At 64.3% G+C, this 15,367-nt stretch carries 15 protein-coding genes; 14 read left to right on the forward strand and 1 reads right to left on the reverse strand.

Annotation, left to right across the window (positions count from 1 at the left end; translation table 11 throughout):
• Window positions 1-21 precede the first annotated feature (21 nt).
• The 12 genes from WBB07_RS07940 (at window position 22) to WBB07_RS07995 (ending at window position 11,620) form a co-directional block, all read left to right on the forward strand.
• Window positions 22-1,221, forward strand: a complete 1,200-nt coding sequence (locus tag WBB07_RS07940) for an LLM class flavin-dependent oxidoreductase (protein WP_526306449.1) — start codon at window positions 22-24, stop codon at window positions 1,219-1,221.
• Window positions 1,218-2,090, forward strand: a complete 873-nt coding sequence (locus WBB07_RS07945; protein WP_526306421.1) for an enoyl-CoA hydratase/isomerase family protein — start codon at window positions 1,218-1,220, stop codon at window positions 2,088-2,090. Before WBB07_RS07940 ends, WBB07_RS07945 begins: the two co-directional genes overlap by 4 nt.
• Window positions 2,087-2,890, forward strand: a complete 804-nt coding sequence (locus WBB07_RS07950; protein WP_526306423.1) for an enoyl-CoA hydratase/isomerase family protein — start codon at window positions 2,087-2,089, stop codon at window positions 2,888-2,890. Before WBB07_RS07945 ends, WBB07_RS07950 begins: the two co-directional genes overlap by 4 nt.
• A complete protein-coding gene (locus tag WBB07_RS07955) occupies window positions 2,884-3,750 on the forward strand; it encodes a branched-chain amino acid ABC transporter permease (RefSeq protein WP_526306425.1) in 867 nt (288 codons plus the stop codon). The genes WBB07_RS07950 and WBB07_RS07955 overlap by 7 nt, the downstream gene beginning before the upstream one ends.
• On the forward strand, window positions 3,747-4,739 hold the full coding sequence (locus WBB07_RS07960) for a branched-chain amino acid ABC transporter permease (RefSeq protein WP_526306427.1): 993 nt from the start codon (window positions 3,747-3,749) through the stop codon (window positions 4,737-4,739). Before WBB07_RS07955 ends, WBB07_RS07960 begins: the two co-directional genes overlap by 4 nt.
• Window positions 4,736-5,521: an ABC transporter ATP-binding protein gene (locus WBB07_RS07965; RefSeq protein ID WP_526306429.1), complete on the forward strand. Its 786-nt coding sequence runs from the start codon at window positions 4,736-4,738 to the stop codon at window positions 5,519-5,521. Before WBB07_RS07960 ends, WBB07_RS07965 begins: the two co-directional genes overlap by 4 nt.
• Complete coding sequence (locus WBB07_RS07970; protein ID WP_526306431.1) at window positions 5,508-6,218, forward strand: ABC transporter ATP-binding protein; 711 nt, start codon at window positions 5,508-5,510, stop codon at window positions 6,216-6,218. Before WBB07_RS07965 ends, WBB07_RS07970 begins: the two co-directional genes overlap by 14 nt.
• An 83-nt stretch (window positions 6,219-6,301) precedes the next feature.
• The gene (locus WBB07_RS07975) at window positions 6,302-7,564 is read left to right on the forward strand and encodes an ABC transporter substrate-binding protein (RefSeq protein ID WP_526306433.1); all 1,263 of its coding nucleotides are present in this window, start codon (window positions 6,302-6,304) and stop codon (window positions 7,562-7,564) included.
• Between the two features lie 113 nt (window positions 7,565-7,677).
• On the forward strand, window positions 7,678-9,468 hold the full coding sequence (locus tag WBB07_RS07980) for an AMP-dependent synthetase/ligase (RefSeq protein WP_526306435.1): 1,791 nt from the start codon (window positions 7,678-7,680) through the stop codon (window positions 9,466-9,468).
• A 4-nt stretch (window positions 9,469-9,472) separates the two neighbouring features.
• Window positions 9,473-10,228, forward strand: a complete 756-nt coding sequence (locus tag WBB07_RS07985) for a creatininase family protein (RefSeq protein WP_526306437.1) — start codon at window positions 9,473-9,475, stop codon at window positions 10,226-10,228.
• Window positions 10,229-10,328: 100 nt separating this feature from the next.
• Window positions 10,329-10,847 carry a flavin reductase family protein gene (locus tag WBB07_RS07990; RefSeq protein WP_526306439.1) on the forward strand — a complete coding sequence of 173 codons (519 nt, stop codon included), beginning with the start codon at window positions 10,329-10,331 and terminating at the stop codon, window positions 10,845-10,847.
• A complete protein-coding gene (locus WBB07_RS07995; protein WP_526306441.1) occupies window positions 10,844-11,620 on the forward strand; it encodes a 3,4-dihydroxy-2-butanone-4-phosphate synthase in 777 nt (258 codons plus the stop codon). Before WBB07_RS07990 ends, WBB07_RS07995 begins: the two co-directional genes overlap by 4 nt.
• Before the next feature lie 427 nt (window positions 11,621-12,047).
• Here WBB07_RS07995 and WBB07_RS08000 read toward each other — a convergent pair whose 3' ends face one another.
• The gene (locus tag WBB07_RS08000) at window positions 12,048-12,941 is read right to left on the reverse strand and encodes a DUF5996 family protein (protein WP_526306443.1); all 894 of its coding nucleotides are present in this window, start codon (window positions 12,939-12,941) and stop codon (window positions 12,048-12,050) included.
• A 72-nt stretch (window positions 12,942-13,013) separates the two neighbouring features.
• Here WBB07_RS08000 and WBB07_RS08005 point away from each other — a divergent pair, with 72 nt between their 5' ends.
• On the forward strand, window positions 13,014-14,114 hold the full coding sequence (locus tag WBB07_RS08005; RefSeq protein ID WP_526306445.1) for an alkene reductase: 1,101 nt from the start codon (window positions 13,014-13,016) through the stop codon (window positions 14,112-14,114).
• A 205-nt stretch (window positions 14,115-14,319) separates the two neighbouring features.
• Window positions 14,320-15,367 (forward strand): acetyl-CoA C-acetyltransferase (locus tag WBB07_RS08010; RefSeq protein WP_526306447.1); only part of this gene is annotated, 1,048 nt, incomplete at its 3' end.

The raw sequence follows: 15,367 nt of genomic DNA on the forward strand, positions 1-15,367 counted from the left end.
TTCGACGAAAGTTGTATGACTATGCGGTTCATTTTCATGAGCGAAGGCGAGACCTCTCCCGGCCAGACCCACGAGCACCGATACCGAGAGCTCGTCGATGAAGTGCTCCTGGCCGAAGAGGTCGGGTTCGATGCGTTCGGAACATCGGAACAGCACGTCGCGCTGGGCACGGCCAGTACGTCCGCACCGGAGGTCATCTATCCGTATCTGATGGCATTGACCAACCGCATCAGGTTCATTCACCTGGTCACGTTGTTGCCCACCCGAATCAACCACGCGCTGCGCGTTGCCGAGCGGGTTGCCACCGAGGACATCCTGTCGAATGGGCGGATCGAGCTCGGTGTGGGCCGGGGCAACACCACACTCGCGTTGCGGGCTTTCGAGGTCCAGCCAACGGAGAACAAGGCCCAGCTGATCGAAGGTATCGAGGTGATCCGCCGGGCCCTGCACAACGACGTCTTCTCGTTTGTCGGCGAACACTACAAGATCCCGCCACGCAGCCTGGTGCCCAAGGGAATTCAACACCCGTATCCGCCGATCTCGATGGCGACCGGCAGCCCTGAGTCGGTGCGAACCGCCGCCGAATTGGGTATCGGCGCGATCGTCGGCGGGTTTTACCTCGGGTTCGAATTTGTCGAGAACATGCTGCGCATCTATGACGAGGCACTGGCGGATGCGACCCCGAACTTCCCGCTGCAGGCCCAGAAGACCGTTGCGATCGCCGGTGGCATGCACTGTGCCGAGTCGCATGACGAGGCGATCAAGTGGGCGCGAACGCTGACCGAGACGGTGGCACTGTCCACCGATGCCTACGAACGCCTTTCGAAGCTGTCAGCCGACTACCAGTACATGGGCGCGGTGAAGCACCTCGATTTCCGCGACGAGCGATACATGTTCGAGGAATCAGCGGGATTCATCGTCGGTGATCCCGATGAATGTGCGGCGCAGGTACAGCGATTCGCCGACCTCGGTGCAGATTCCATCGTCATGCGTATCGACGGACTTCCGCACCGAGAACTGATGAAGTCCATCGAACTGTTCGGCAAGTCCGTCATCCCGAGATTCAAGAATCCCAAAGCCGTGGTGCGCACGCCCGACGAGATCCTCAACGACATTCGTGCGGCCCGACCTGCGCATTACGCAGAGCTGGAGAGATTCGAACAAGCCAGAGCGACCGCGAATGGTTCGAAGAACGTTGTCGAGATTGGAGAAGCACGATGAGCATTCTTGCCGCAGATACCGATGTCTTCAGCAAGTACCCGGAAGAGCTGTTGATCGAACGGAAGCCCAATGGGGTCCTCCTCATCACGATCAACCGTCCGGATCGGTTGAACTCGCTGACGATGCCCATGTTCGAACATCTTTCGGAGATCTGGTCAGACATCGACCGAGATCCGCAGACACGGGTCACCGTCATCACCGGTGCCGGCCGCGGCTTCTGTACCGGGATGGATGTGCGCCAGCCGGACCCGACTCTCGACGAGGCGATCGCGCTCATGGAATGTGAACGCCGGCGCATCACCGGCATCCTGAACATGGACAAGCCGCTGATATCGGCCATCAACGGGCCGGCAGTGGGTTGGGGTCTGTCGATGGCGCTGCTCGCCGACATCAGCGTCGCCGCCGAGGACGCCGTGCTCATGGACGGCCACACCCGCGTCGGTGTGGTTGCCGGCGACCACTCGTCGCTGATCTGGCCGCTGCTGGTCGGAATGGCCAAGGCCAAGTACTACCAGCTGACGTCGGCGCGGATGACGGGCGCCGAGGCCGAGCGTATCGGCCTGGTCAGTGTGGTCGAGCCGAGAGAAAAGGTCCTGGAGCGGGCCTTGGCGATCGCCGACGATCTGGCCAGCGGATCCCAGCAGGCCATCCGCTGGACAAAGCGTTCACTGAACACCGGCTGGATCACCAATGCGCTTCCGCAACACGAGTTGTCGGCGGCGCTGGAAACTCTCGGCTTTGCCGGTGCGGACTACATCGAGGCCCGGCAGGCCTTCCGGGAAGGCCGCTCACCGGAGTTTCCTTCAGCGCGTGGCGAGGGGCACTCGGTTCTGCTGCGGGCGGAAGACCAGCGGCCGGGGACACAATGACGGGGCCGGCGACCGGCCTGACGGTCGGATTCCGCACCGAAGACCACCAGGGCGTGCTGGTGGTCACGCTCGACCGTCCACCGGCCAATGCACTCGATCGTGCACTCATCCGCGATCTTGCCGCACTGTTTGCCGAACTCGCCGCCACGCCGGCTGCGCCGCCGGTGGTCCTGACCGGACGGGGTGAGCGGTTCTTCTGCGCCGGCGGCGACATCAAAGCGCTCGACGGGGCCGATCAGTGTGAACTGGATTCCCGGATGCGCGAGTTCCACGAGCTCCTGGTGCAATTGGACCGCTACCCGCGGCCGGTTGTGGCAGCGATCAACGGTCATTGTGTCGGTGGCGGTATGGAGATCGCGCTCTTTGCGGACACCGTTGTCGCTGTTGATCACGCCCGCTTCGGGTTTCCCGAGATCAATCACGGACTGTTGCCCGCCGACAAGGGAGTGCAGCGCGCCACCCGACTTCTCGGCGTCCGCGCTACCCGGTCGATACTGTTGACCGGCAATCTGTTCGATGCACGCCATGCTACCGAGATCGGTCTGGTCGATCGTATCCTGGACCCCGACGAGCTGATCGGGGCCGCCGTGAGCGCTGCCCGAGACGCCGGTGAGAAGGCTCGGGTGCTCTACGGCGCCTTGAAACTCAGCATCAACGATCCAGACGACGCACTCGACGATACCTATCTGAGCCGCACTCTTGCGGCGGCGGCCACGTACTTCGACGATCCGCAGGCCCGTCGGCTCCGGGAAAACTGGAACGGCGGATCGGGTGCACCAGCACAGGCGCAACCGTGTTGATCGTCGTGATGGCGGGCCTGGTCAGCGGCGCGGTCCTGCTGCTGGCCACGGTGGGTTTTGAGCTCGTCCGCCGGGTAGAGGGCTTCCTGAACATCGCCCACCCTCAACTTCTGGTGCTCAGCGGCTTCAGCGCCTACGGATTCAATGTCCTGCTCGGTATGCACTGGATAGTGGCCTGCTTGCTTGCCATCGTGGTCACGACCGTGGTGGGTGTGGTGACGGCCCGTCTGATCTTCTGGCCGATGCGTGGCCGGCCACACCACATTCCGATGATCGCCTCCGTTGGGCTGGCGTTCTTCATCCACGCGGCAGTCGAGTTCTTCACGGGGTACGGCGTGAAGACCATGGACTTGCCGCTGCAGGAGACGTTGCGAGTGGGCGGGGTCGCAGTGGCGGGCCTTGACCAGATTGCTGTCATCGTCGTGGGCGCGCTGGTGGTCGTGGCACTGCACATCTGGCTTTCACACTCCTACAGCGGCCGGGCGCTGCGTGCGTTGGCGAACAATCGCGAACTGGCGCAGGTTCGTGGAGTCAACACCTCGTACTTGCAATATCTCACCTGGGCAGTGGCCAGTGCCTTGGCCGCACTGGCGGGGACGCTCATCGCCGTCACCGCCCGCATCTATCCCGAGCTGGGGTGGGACCAGGTGCTGGTGATCGCCGCCGCCGCGATCATCGGTGGCCTCGGAAGTATCTACGGCGTGATGATCGCAGCGGTGCTGGTCGGTCTGACATCAAGTGTGGCAACGCTTGTCATCCCATCCGAGTACACCCAGATGGTGGTATTCGCGGTCATCGCCCTGGTGGTCTTCGTACGGCCCGATGGTCTCTTCAGCGGTCCGAAGGAGCGTGTCGCGTGAGCTTGCTGTTGATTCTGGGCGGCCTGGCCACTCTCATGGGGATCTACGCGGTCACCGCCCTGGCGTTGAACCTCCAGTTCGGGGTCGGCGGCATGGTGAACTTCGGCGTGGCCGCGTTCTTCGGTGTCGGCGCGTACGCGTATGCGTTGACTGTCATGCCGGCCCAGTCAGGTACCTACACCTACATTCTCGGGCTGGGCCTGCCCTGGTGGGCCGGCACCATAGTCGGGGGGCTGGCATCGGCGTTGCTGGCGCTGGTTGTCGGCTGCGTGCTGGTGCGGGTGGGCGGCGAGTACCTCGCGGTGGTGGCCCTGGCGATGGCCGAGGTGATCCGTCAACTCTTCATCAACCAGCCGGCGATCGCCAACGGTGCGCGCGGGCTTCTCGACGCACCGGTTCCGACTTTCGACGGGGTTCCGGGGCGAGCACAGTCGTTGGTCCTCGCCGTGATTGTGCTTGTCGTGTTGGCCATCACCTATGTGGTGTTCCAGCGTGTCACCCGTTCCTCTTTCGGCCGCAGCCTGCTGGCGCTGAATCAGAACGAGGCCGTTGCGAAATCACTTGGAGTCAACGTCTATGCGGTCAGGTTGAAGGCGTTTGTCTTCGCCGCCTTCTTCATGGGCCTGGCGGGTGTCATGTATGTCTGGTACCTGTCGATACTCACGCCGACGTTCTTCAACGTGAACATCACCTTCACGGTGTTCATCGCGTTGATCATCGGTGGGATGGGCAGCAACACGGGAGCAGTTCTCGGGGCGGTTGTCCTCCTGGGATTGCGTGAGGGACTCACCTACATCCACGTCGACTTCATCACGCCGGAACTCATGGCAAGTGTGCAAGACGCGCTGCAGGGACTCGTGCTCATCGTGATCCTGCTGTTCTGGCCGGGCGGTCTGTTCCGGCCGAAACTCCCGGTCTACGAAGTTCCGGGCAACCTGCCCGGAGCTCCATCCATCCTGGCCACTTCCTCCGCCGGAGAGCGCTCATGAATTCCATCGACCATCTGCTCGAAATATCGGGTCTGGTCAAGTCATTCGGGCAACTCCGGGCGTTGAACGAGGTCGACATGACAGTGGACCGCGGCAAGATCACCGGATTGATCGGACCGAACGGTTCCGGAAAGACGACGCTGTTCAATGCCGTGTCGGGGTTTCTGACACCGGATTCCGGCGTGGTCACCTTCGACGGGCGCGACATCACCGGTGCGCCGACGTATCAGCTGGCACGGGCGGGGCTCAAACGCACCTTTCAGAACATCGCCGACTTCACCGACATGTCTGTGATGCAGAACCTGTTGACCGGTGTGCGCACAGTGCCCGGTGAGCATCTGTGGCGCCTGTTCGCTTCCCGGGGCGACGTGCGGTCCGGCGAGCGTGATCTGGAGCACCGCGCGTGGCGGCTCCTGGATCGAATGGGGCTGACCGCATTGGCGAACGTGCGCGCCGGGGATCTGTCGATCGGGCAGGGGCGGCTGCTTCAGATCGCGCGGCTGTTGATGGATGCGCCCTCGTTGCTGATGCTGGACGAGCCATCGTCTGGGCTCAATCCCGAGGATCAGCAACGGCTTTCGACGACGGTGCGTGGCCTGCGCGACGAAGAGGGCATGACGGTGCTGGTGATCGAGCACAACATGTCATTCATCAATGCGATCTGCGATGCGCTGTATGTCATGCACGACGGTCGGGTCATCGCGAACGGCCCACCTGCTGCGGTGATCCGTGATCCCCACGTCATCGAGACCTATCTGGGAGTGCGTAGTGCCACTACTTGACGTCGAGAACCTGACCAGCGGCTACGGTCGCAACAACATCATCCGTGGCGTTTCCCTGTCAGCCGACGAAGGGGCGATCACCGCGATCATCGGACCCAACGGCGCCGGCAAAACGACTCTGGTGCAAACCATCGCGGGGGTTGTCGACGCCCGCGGCGGAAGCGTGAAACTCGACGGTGCTGCCCTGGAAGGGCAGGCGCCGCGCGAGCGGGCGCGCCGCGGTCTCGGCTACACCCCGCAGCTGCGCAACGTCTTCGGCACGCTGTCCGTAGAGGACAACCTCGAAGTCGTCACGCGGGCGATGCGGCTCCCGCGAAAGCGTATGGACGAGGTGCTCGAGCTGTTCCCGATTCTCGCCGAACGCAGCAAGCAGCGGGCCGGAACTCTGTCGGGCGGTCAACGACAGCAACTCGCGATCGCATCGTCACTGGTGATGCGCCCACGGCTGCTGATCCTCGACGAACCGACCACGGGACTGGCCCCGCAGATAGTCGACTCGCTGATCGAACAGATCCGGGTCATCGAACAGGGCGGAACGGCAGTTCTCTGGGTCATCGAAGAACATCCGAGCCAGATCCTCCCGCTGTGCGAGCGCGTGTACCTGATGGATTCGGGCCAAGTTCGCCACGAGGCCAACGGACCGGAGCTGCTCGCAGACCCGGGCTTCGCCGAGATGTTTCTCGGCGCGCGCATCTAGCTGCTGACCTCGGCTCTCCTTCGGAGGGAAAAGGCCAGATCAACCTTCCTACCCGGAACAACTCTCATCCAGGAGATGTGAACATGAACATACTCGGCACAACTGCTCAGAGAGTGCTCACCCTCGCGGTGGCGGCGGTGACCGGCGCAGCGCTGTCGGGCTGCGGTGGTGACGGTGGCGACACCGCTGTGATCGGGGTGGCCGCGCCGCTGTCCGGAGAGGCAGCGGTTTTCGGCGGGCCCGTCGACACGGTCACGCGAGCGGTGGTGAACCACGCCAACGAACTGGGCGGTATCAACGGCACGATGCTCAAGGTTGTCAGCGAGGACGAGAAGTTCAACGCCGAGGACGGGGTCCGTGCGGTGACCAAGCTGATCAACAAAGACAACGCCCAGTTCATCGTCGGTCCGACGTCAGCGACGTTCATGGCGACGCTGAGTCAAGCCGAGCGCAACGGAGTCGCCATCGCCTCGCCCTACTCGGGCATCGTCGAGTTCGACGGTCAATCCAACCCGTACACGTTCCGGACGGTGGGTCCAGACACCCTCGATGGTCTGACGGTTGCAAAGAACGTCTGGGACCAGGGATTCAAGACGCTGGCGATCCTGTACGAGAACTCCGACTCGGCCCGCAGCACGTCGTCCTGGGTCGAAGATTTCTACACCAAGCTCGGTGGTGAGGTTGTTGCCAAGGTTGCCTTCAACGGCGGGCAGGGGTCCTATCTGCCCGAGATGCGCAGCGCCTTCGAGCCCGAACCCGAGATGGTGTTCCTTGCGGGATCAGTCGAGCCGGCGGTGACGCTGGTGCGCGAATGGGCGAGGCAGGCAATCCCCGGCAATTGGTCGTTCATCGCCGAACTGACCTATCCGGTGCTGCTCGACGAGGTGGGGCCGCAGTACCTCGAAGGGGCGTTCGGGCAACTGCCGCTGGCCGCGGAGTCGCCGGCCGTGGATGGAATGCGTGAGCTGTTGGTCCAGGCATATGGCGAGCAGGAGGGCATCGACATCGCCGGCCAGGTCTCTGCCGGAACCGCCTATGACGCGGTCGTTTCGGCCCTCCTGGCGATGGCTGCAGGCGGAGAGGCCACTGGTGTCGCGGTGGCCGAGAACCTGCACAAGGTAACCGATCCCGGCGGCACGCCGGTGTACACCCTGGATCAGGGCCTGGAGCTTCTTGCCGCGGGTGAGACCATTGACTATCAGGGCGTGACGGGCTCGGTGGACTTCACGGACACGAACACGGCCACCCCGGACTACGGCGTGTATCAGGTTGTGGATGGACAGTGGAAGGTGGCGCAGCGGTACTCGGGCCGCGAACTGTACGACTTGGCTGAGGAACTGGGCTGACAAACATGAAAGCGAACCCTGTCGCGATGACTTCACGAGCTGATCGGGGCGCTTACGCGCCCGTGCTGTCGAGTGTCTCAGGATACGAGGCGGTCAATCGTACGTTTCCGCAAATGCTCTGCGACCGCGCCGAACACGAGCCCACCGCCGTTGCATTCTGCAGCTGGGAGGGCGGCGCGGTGCGCCCGACGAGCTGGCGTGAATACAGCTGCGAAGTGCGTGAGGTTGCGCTGGGCCTCCACGACATCGGTGTCGCAGCGGGGGATCGGGTGGCCATCATGGCCTCCACCCGTCGCGAATGGGTGATCGCCGCCATGGCGATTCTCAGCGCCGGGGCCGTCCCCGTGGGGGTGCACCAGACGAGCTCGGGCCCCGAAATCGAGCATGTTCTCGGAAACAGTGGAGCCACTGCTGTTTTTGTCGACAATTCGGGTGATGTTGCCAAGGTTGCCGCTGTCGCCTCGACTTTGCCGCTGCTTCGGGCCGTCATCGGTTTCGACACCGATCCCGCGGGTCTGCCTGCCGGCGCCATCGCGCTGACATGGGAGAAACTCCGCGGCGCCGGAAGAACTGTGGCCGCAGCAGATCCCGAACTCTTCACCAGGCTCGTCGAGGCGGGCGACATCGACCAGCCCGCCGCGTTGTTCTACACATCCGGTTCCACGGGGGCACCCAAGGGCGTCACCCACACACACCGGACGCTCCAGTATTCAGTGCTCGGGTTTGCCGTGTCCTACCCCGACCTCGGGAAGACTCGACACGATCTGGTGGGCTTCTTGGGGCTGTCGCACGTGGCGCCGGCCCTGCTGGGGGTCTACACGCCGGTGATGACAAAACTTGTTGTCACCCACTGCAGCATGGATGAGCGTCTCGACGCGTTGATTGCGGTGCGGCCGACCGTCGTCCTGTGGCCGCCGCGGATGCACGAAAAGCTTGCCGGCGAAATGCTGCAAGCTCTTTCCGAGTCCGGTCGGGTATTTCGGTTCGGCTACACGCTCGCGATGGGTATCGCGCGGCGGGTCAGCGCCCAGCGCTGGCGGCAGCGCCGACTGCCCCGGTATCTCGAAGTGTTGAACGGCGTGAGCCAAAAGGCCGTCTTTGTTCCGTTGCGGGCCAAAGTCGGGATGGATCGCATTCGGGTGACGTGGACCGCCTCGGGCAGCATGACCCCCGACGTCGCCGCCCTCTGGCACCTGTGGGGTCTTGATCTCCGGGAGCTCTTCGGTACTACGGAGACGGCGGGATCGGTACTTGCGCAATGGGACCGGTCGTTTCCGACGCCCGGAACCATCGGCAAGAGTCTGCCGGATCCGCGCTGGGCCATCCGGGTCTCCGAGGAAGGCGAATTGCAGCTACGCAGTCCTTCTCTGTTTGTCGGGTACTGGGACAATCCCGAAGCCACTGCGGCGGCCCGCTCCGACGACTGGTACTGCACCGGTGACTTGGTCGAGCTGGCACCGGACGGTGAAGTGAAGATCATCGGCCGGCTCAAGGACGTGCTGAAGACCAGCGGCGGCAAGATGGTGAGCCCGCAGCCGATCGAGGTTCGGCTGAAGGCGAGCCCGCTCGTCGACGAAGCCATCGTGGTGGGGGACGGCCGGAAGTACCTGTCGGTGCTCTTGGGAATCAGCGCTGAGGCACAACAGCTTTCGCCGCAGGATCTGGACGTGGCGTTGTCTGGCTGGATCGCCGAGGTGAACTCCGAACTGGCCCGGCCGGCACAGGTGAAGAAATACCGAGTGTTGCCTCGTGCGCTCTCTCCGGCGGGTGAACTGACTCCCAAAGGCACCATTCGGCGGGCGGCGGTTCTCGCTTCGTTCAGTGACCTCATCGAGAGCATGTACGACGCGGGTGAGCTGGACGCGATCGCTCGAGCGGCGCGCTATGCGAAGCCGAATCGGTAGCGGGATGCCCGAGATTCGGCTCGAGCACCTGACAACCGCCGAGATAGGCGAAGCGATCGCCGGCGGAACGCGCACGGCGGTCCTGCCTCTCGCGGCCGTCGAGCAGCACGGTGAGCACCTCGCGGTTTCCACGGATGCGGATCACGCCGATGAGCTGGCGGTCCGGATCGCCCGACAGCTCGGCGGCGCTCTGGTTCTGCCCACGGTGCGTGTCGGCTACTCGCCGTACCACCTCAAATTCCCGGGCACGCTGTCGCTTCGGGCGGCAACGCTCGAGGCGATCTGTGAGGACTACTGTCGAAGCCTGGCTGCCCACGGCTTCGAACGAGTTGTGCTGTTCTCCGGTCACATCGGAAACTATCCGGTGATGCGTGACTTCGAGACCAGGCTTGTGCAGGCGTTGGACCCGTTGCAGGTGATTGTCTTCACCGATGGCGCAGCCATTTTGAACGTATGGCGTGACGCCACCGAACATGTCGCCGGGCTGGGCACCAACGTCGGGGGCCATGCGGACATCGCCGAGACCTCGGTGATGCTGGCGCTTCATCCTGACAAGGTGCGCGTGGACAAGTTTGCCGCTGGGTACACCGGCACCGTCGACGGGCCGTTTCTTTCCCGGGTGTTCGACGAAGGCATCGATGTGCTGTCGCCCAGCGGTGTCCTTGGCGACCCGGCCGGGGCCTCACAAGTCATCGGTACGGCATGTCTTGACGCCGTCACCTCCTTGATCGTCCAGTTCGCGCGTTCTCGGGGCGCCTGATCGTCACCAATCGGAGTTGCGCAATGTACAAATCGATAGCTGTCAAATATGTTGTTGCAGAATGCTGTTCGCTCATATCTGAGCGTGGAGAGGCGGCCTGATGGAGCTCGATCCCGTGGTGTCCGGCGATCCGCAGCGAGATACGGCCAAACTGCGGCAACTCTACGGTCGGTATCCGACGGGCGTCGCGGCGGTCTGCGCGCTTCGGGGTGGGCAACCCGTGGGGATCGTCGCCACCTCGTTCACGCCGGTCTCCATGAGCCCAGCGCTGGTATCGATCTGCGTGCAACACACGTCGACCACCTGGCCCGTGCTGTCCGCAGGGGACTCTCTTGGTGTCTCGATTCTGTCCTCGAGCCACGATGCCGCCTGCCGGCAGATCGCCGCGAAGACGGGCGATCGCTTCGCTGGAATATCCTGGTTTGCCACTGAATCGACCGCAGTTCTGTTGTCCGAGGCGGCCGCCTGGCTGGATTGTCGGGTTCACACCTCAGTCACCGCAGGTGATCACGACGTGGTGCTGTTGGAGGTCAACGACGCCGCAGTCGACAAATCCGTCGCGCCACTTGTTTTCCACGACAGCCGTTTTTGTTCCCTGGAAGCCAGGAGCGAATCGTGACCGCCAACCACTGTGCAGCACAGCGCTCGATCGACGTGGCGACACAGGCGTTGACCCGGGGTGGACCCGTGCTGATCGCTCACGGTGATCAGGATCAGCGGGTGGCGGACGTGATGATCGCGGCAGCCCAAGCCACGCCGAAGTCGACCGCATGGCTCATCAAGTACAGTTCCGGGTTGCTCTGTGCTGCCATGCCGGGCAGCCGCGCTGACCACCTCGAACTACCCCCCATGGCGCGCAGTCACGACCCGGCTCGCCAGGCACCGCAGTTCGCGGTGGCCGTGGACGCAGCCGAAGGCATCGGCACCGGTATCAGCGCCACCGACCGTGCCTGCACCGCAAGGGTTCTCGCCACCTCGGCCAGCAGGCCTGACGATCTGGTTCGCCCGGGGCACGTACTCCCGATCCGAACCGCCGCGTACGGAGTGCTGTCACACCGGAGCAGTCACGAAGCCGCGGTGGATCTCTGCTCCATTGCCGGACTGCCGCCGGTCGGATTGAGCGCGGCACTGTTGGGCAACGACGGCGCCGAGTTGCGCGGGCCTGCGGTCTTGGCGTTTGCGCAGGCCCACGACGTGCCGATGGTGTGCTTGGAGGATGTGGTTCATCACCGGCTCTACCACGGCGACCCGGTACTTCGGCGGGTCCGGGCCGTGAGGGAGGACACCGCTGGTTCTGTGGACAGACTGCCGGGAGCGTGGCCGGCGGTGTTGTTCGAAGATCCCATGTCGGCCGACAATCCCATGGTGTACGTCCTCACGGAATGCTCCTAGCCGGCCGACAATCGGAAGCAGCTCGGTGTCACCGACAGTTAGGCGATCTCTTTCGGTACCACGCGCGGCTTGGCCGCGATTCGTGTCAGTGCCGGCAGGTCGGTGGCGGTGAGAGGCGAATCGGCAACCGGGTCGAGATTTCCGGCCAGGGTGGCTGGGGCGACGATCTCAACTTCCCCTGATCACTCGAGGATGAAATCGTGGCGGCGTTCAACAACGTCGAACCGACCCTGGCCGCCACCGGTGCGTCCTGGCGCGATGTTGTTCACATGAACTCCTATCACGTTGCAGCCGCGCCTGATTCGATCGGTGGGCCCACCACGTCGTCATGGTCGACCAGATGCGCACCCGGATGCCGGACCGCGCACCCGTCTGGACCCGAGCCGGTGAGGGCCGGCGACTGAGGTCTGCGGCGTTCGCTCGGGAATCAGCTGTTTGTCGGCCAGGAGGCCAGGTCCTGAGCCACTGCGGCCGTGGAATCCAAGAACTTCCGCAGCAGGGCGTCGGGTTCGGCCGCGGTCCGGACGGTGCGATAGGGCAGCACGAACTCACCGAGATCGGTGTCGAAGTAGGCTCCGTCGACACCGAGGTCGGCGGCCTCGAACCCTTGTGGTTGGGGGTAGGCGTAGGAGTAGAAGATGCCTTCCTCGGCGCCGCCCGGCCAGTAGCCGGCGCTGGACACTTCGGCACTGTAGGCCTCCGTCATCACCCAGTCGGGGCAATTGGGAATGCCACCCGGATGCGGTGGTGCCGCCCGTCCGGAGAATCTTGTCACCGCCAAATCGAATGCGCCCCAGAAGAAATGGACCGGGCTGTTCTTGCCGCTGAAGTCGCCGCGGAACGCGCTGAAGACGCGATCCGCGCTCACCAGTGAGGTCCAGAAGTCCGCCATCGCCGTCGCGTCGTAGCTCGCATGCGCGGTGTCCTCGGCGAAGGGAGTGGCGTCGACAAGCTCGACCGGACGGGCATGGATGGGCACCGCAAGATCCAACTCGTTCAGATGGGTGCAGAACTCGGCATAGAAATCGGCAACCGACCGGGGTTCGAGCGCCATGCTCCTCGATGAACCATCGGTGACGCGGATGTGCAGCCGATGCTCGACGAAGTCGAAGCTGATCTCGAAGCCCCGCGATCGATGTGGCATCAGCGAGGTGGTCAGACCTCGGGCATCGACGTAGAGCGGGACATGCCACCAATGGTTGATGTGGGGCGTGGTCGCCATCCTGACCTTGCCGACGATCTGGGTCCACAGATGCACCGTGTCCCGAGTGGCCTGCCAATCCGCGACCACCAACGTCGGCCAGCTGTTCGCTTGTGTCATGGCACCATCATCGACCATGTCGCCCCGGGAGTGACGGGAATGAATTGTGTTCTCCCTGCGCTGAAGTGCTGCGTGACGTTCAAACTGGCCAGTGATTCCGCTCTGCTGAAACCCATCCGGATCGGCGACACCACTGCCGAGAACCGCGTGTTCATGGCGCCGTTGACCCGCTCACGGGCCGATGCGGACGGCACGCCCTCGCCGCTGGCGGCGCAGTATTACGCCCAGCGCGCCGCCGCCGGTGTGATCATCTCCGAGGCAACCGCCATCTGTGAACAGGCCAACGGGGCCTACATGTCCACCCCGGGGCTCTACACCGATCGGCATCAGGAGAAATGGGCCGAGATCGCCTCCGCGGTGCACCAGGCCGGCGGCAAGATGTTTGTGCAGCTCTGGCATGTCGGCCGGATGGCGCACCCGGATATCAGCGGTTTCGAGACCGTGGGGCCGTCGGCGATCGCAGCGGACATGCTGACACACACCCCCACCGGGAAACAGCCGCTGCCCGTGCCGCGAGCATTGACGGGCGCGGAGATCGGCGAAATCATCGGGCAGTTCCGGTCCGCGGCGAGGCGCGCCATCGACGCCGGCATGGACGGTGTGGAGATCCACGGCGCCAACGGCTATCTGCTGCACGAGTTCCTGTCGGATGTGGTGAACCAGCGCACCGATGAATATGGTGGCGCGCCGGAGAACCGGGCCCGCCTGGCCGCCGAGGTGATCGAAGCCGTCGCCGACGAGATCGGGGCCGGCAAGGTCGGGCTGCGGCTGTCGCCGGGCAACCCCGCCGGGGACATGCACGAGAACGACACGGTGAGCGCCTACGAAGCCCTGTTGGAGCGCATCGCGCCGCTGAACCTGGCCTACCTGCATCTGCTGATCCACCCCGAGGCCCCGGCCTTCGGCGCGTTGCGCGGAATCTGGCCCGGTCCGGTGGTGCTCAACACCGGCCGAGACCGTGACAACAGTTTCTGCCAGCTGGAAGAGCTCGCCGACTGGGGCGTCATCAGCGCCGCGGCGGTGGGCCGGCCGTTCCTGGCGAATCCGGACCTGATCGAGCGCCTGACGCTGGGCGCCGAACTCAACGAACCCGACGAGGCGACGTTCTACACGCCCGGCCCTGCGGGTTACATCGACTACCCGACCCTGGCGGAGCTGCCGCAGCCTGCCTGACCCCGCCCGCGAGCAGACACAAACTCGGACGATCCGGCCACGGATCGTCCGAGTTTGTGTCTGCTCGGCATAGAGGGGTGACCAGGGACCCAACCAAGCGGTTGGGCGAAGGCTGCTAGCATCGCAGATCAGAGGACAACCTCCACGCGGGTTCTTCTGTTCGGGGGCCCGCGACGCCAACTTGAACAGGACCTGGAGACATCGCATGTCCGAAGAAGCCTTCATCTACGAGGCCATCCGTACGCCGCGCGGTAAGCAGCGCGGCGGCGCCCTCCACGAGATCAAGCCGGTCAACCTCGTGGTCGGCCTGATCGAGGAGATCCGCCACCGGCACCCCGATCTGGACGAGAACCTGATCAGCGACGTCATCCTCGGCGTCGTCTCACCCGTCGGCGACCAGGGCGGCGACATCGCCCGCACCGCGGCACTGGTGGCCAAGCTGCCCGAGACCACCGGCGGCTTCCAGCTCAACCGGTTCTGCGCATCCGGCCTCGAAGCTGTGAACCTCGCCGCCCAGAAGGTGCGTTCCGGCTGGGACGACCTGGTGCTCGCCGGCGGTGTGGAATCGATGAGCCGCGTGCCGATGGGCTCCGACGGCGGCGCCTGGGCCAGTGACCCGGAGACCAACTACCGCATCGGCTTCGTCCCGCAGGGCATCGGCGCCGACCTGATCGCCACCATCGAGGGCTTCTCCCGCGACGACGTCGACGCCTACGCGGCGCGCTCGCAGGAGCGGGCTGCTGCGGCGTGGTCGGGCGGCTACTTCGCGAAGTCGGTCGTGCCGGTGAAAGACCAGAACGGCCTGCTGGTTCTCGACCACGACGAGCACATGCGGCCGGGCACCACGGCCGAGAGTCTGGGCAAGCTGAAGTCCGCCTTCGAAGGCCTGGGTGCCATGGGCGGCTTCGATGATGTGGCGCTGCAGAAGTATCACTGGGTCGAGAAGATCAACCACGTGCACACCGGCGGTAACAGCTCGGGCATCGTCGACGGTGCCGGTCTGGTTCTCATCGGTAGCGAAAAGGCCGGCCAGAGCCAGGGGCTGACGCCGCGGGCGCGCATCGTGGCGACGGCCACCAGCGGCGCCGACCCGGTGATCATGCTGACCGGTCCCACACCGGCGACGAAGAAGGTGCTCGACCGTGCCGGGCTGACGGTCGACGACATCGACCTGTTCGAGCTCAACGAGGCCTTCGCCTCGGTGGTGCTGAAGTTCCAGAAGGACCTCAACATCCCCGACGACAAGCTGAACG

The sequence above is a fragment of the Mycobacterium sp. genome (assembly GCF_049647605.1).
GTDB lineage: Bacteria > Actinomycetota > Actinomycetes > Mycobacteriales > Mycobacteriaceae > Mycobacterium.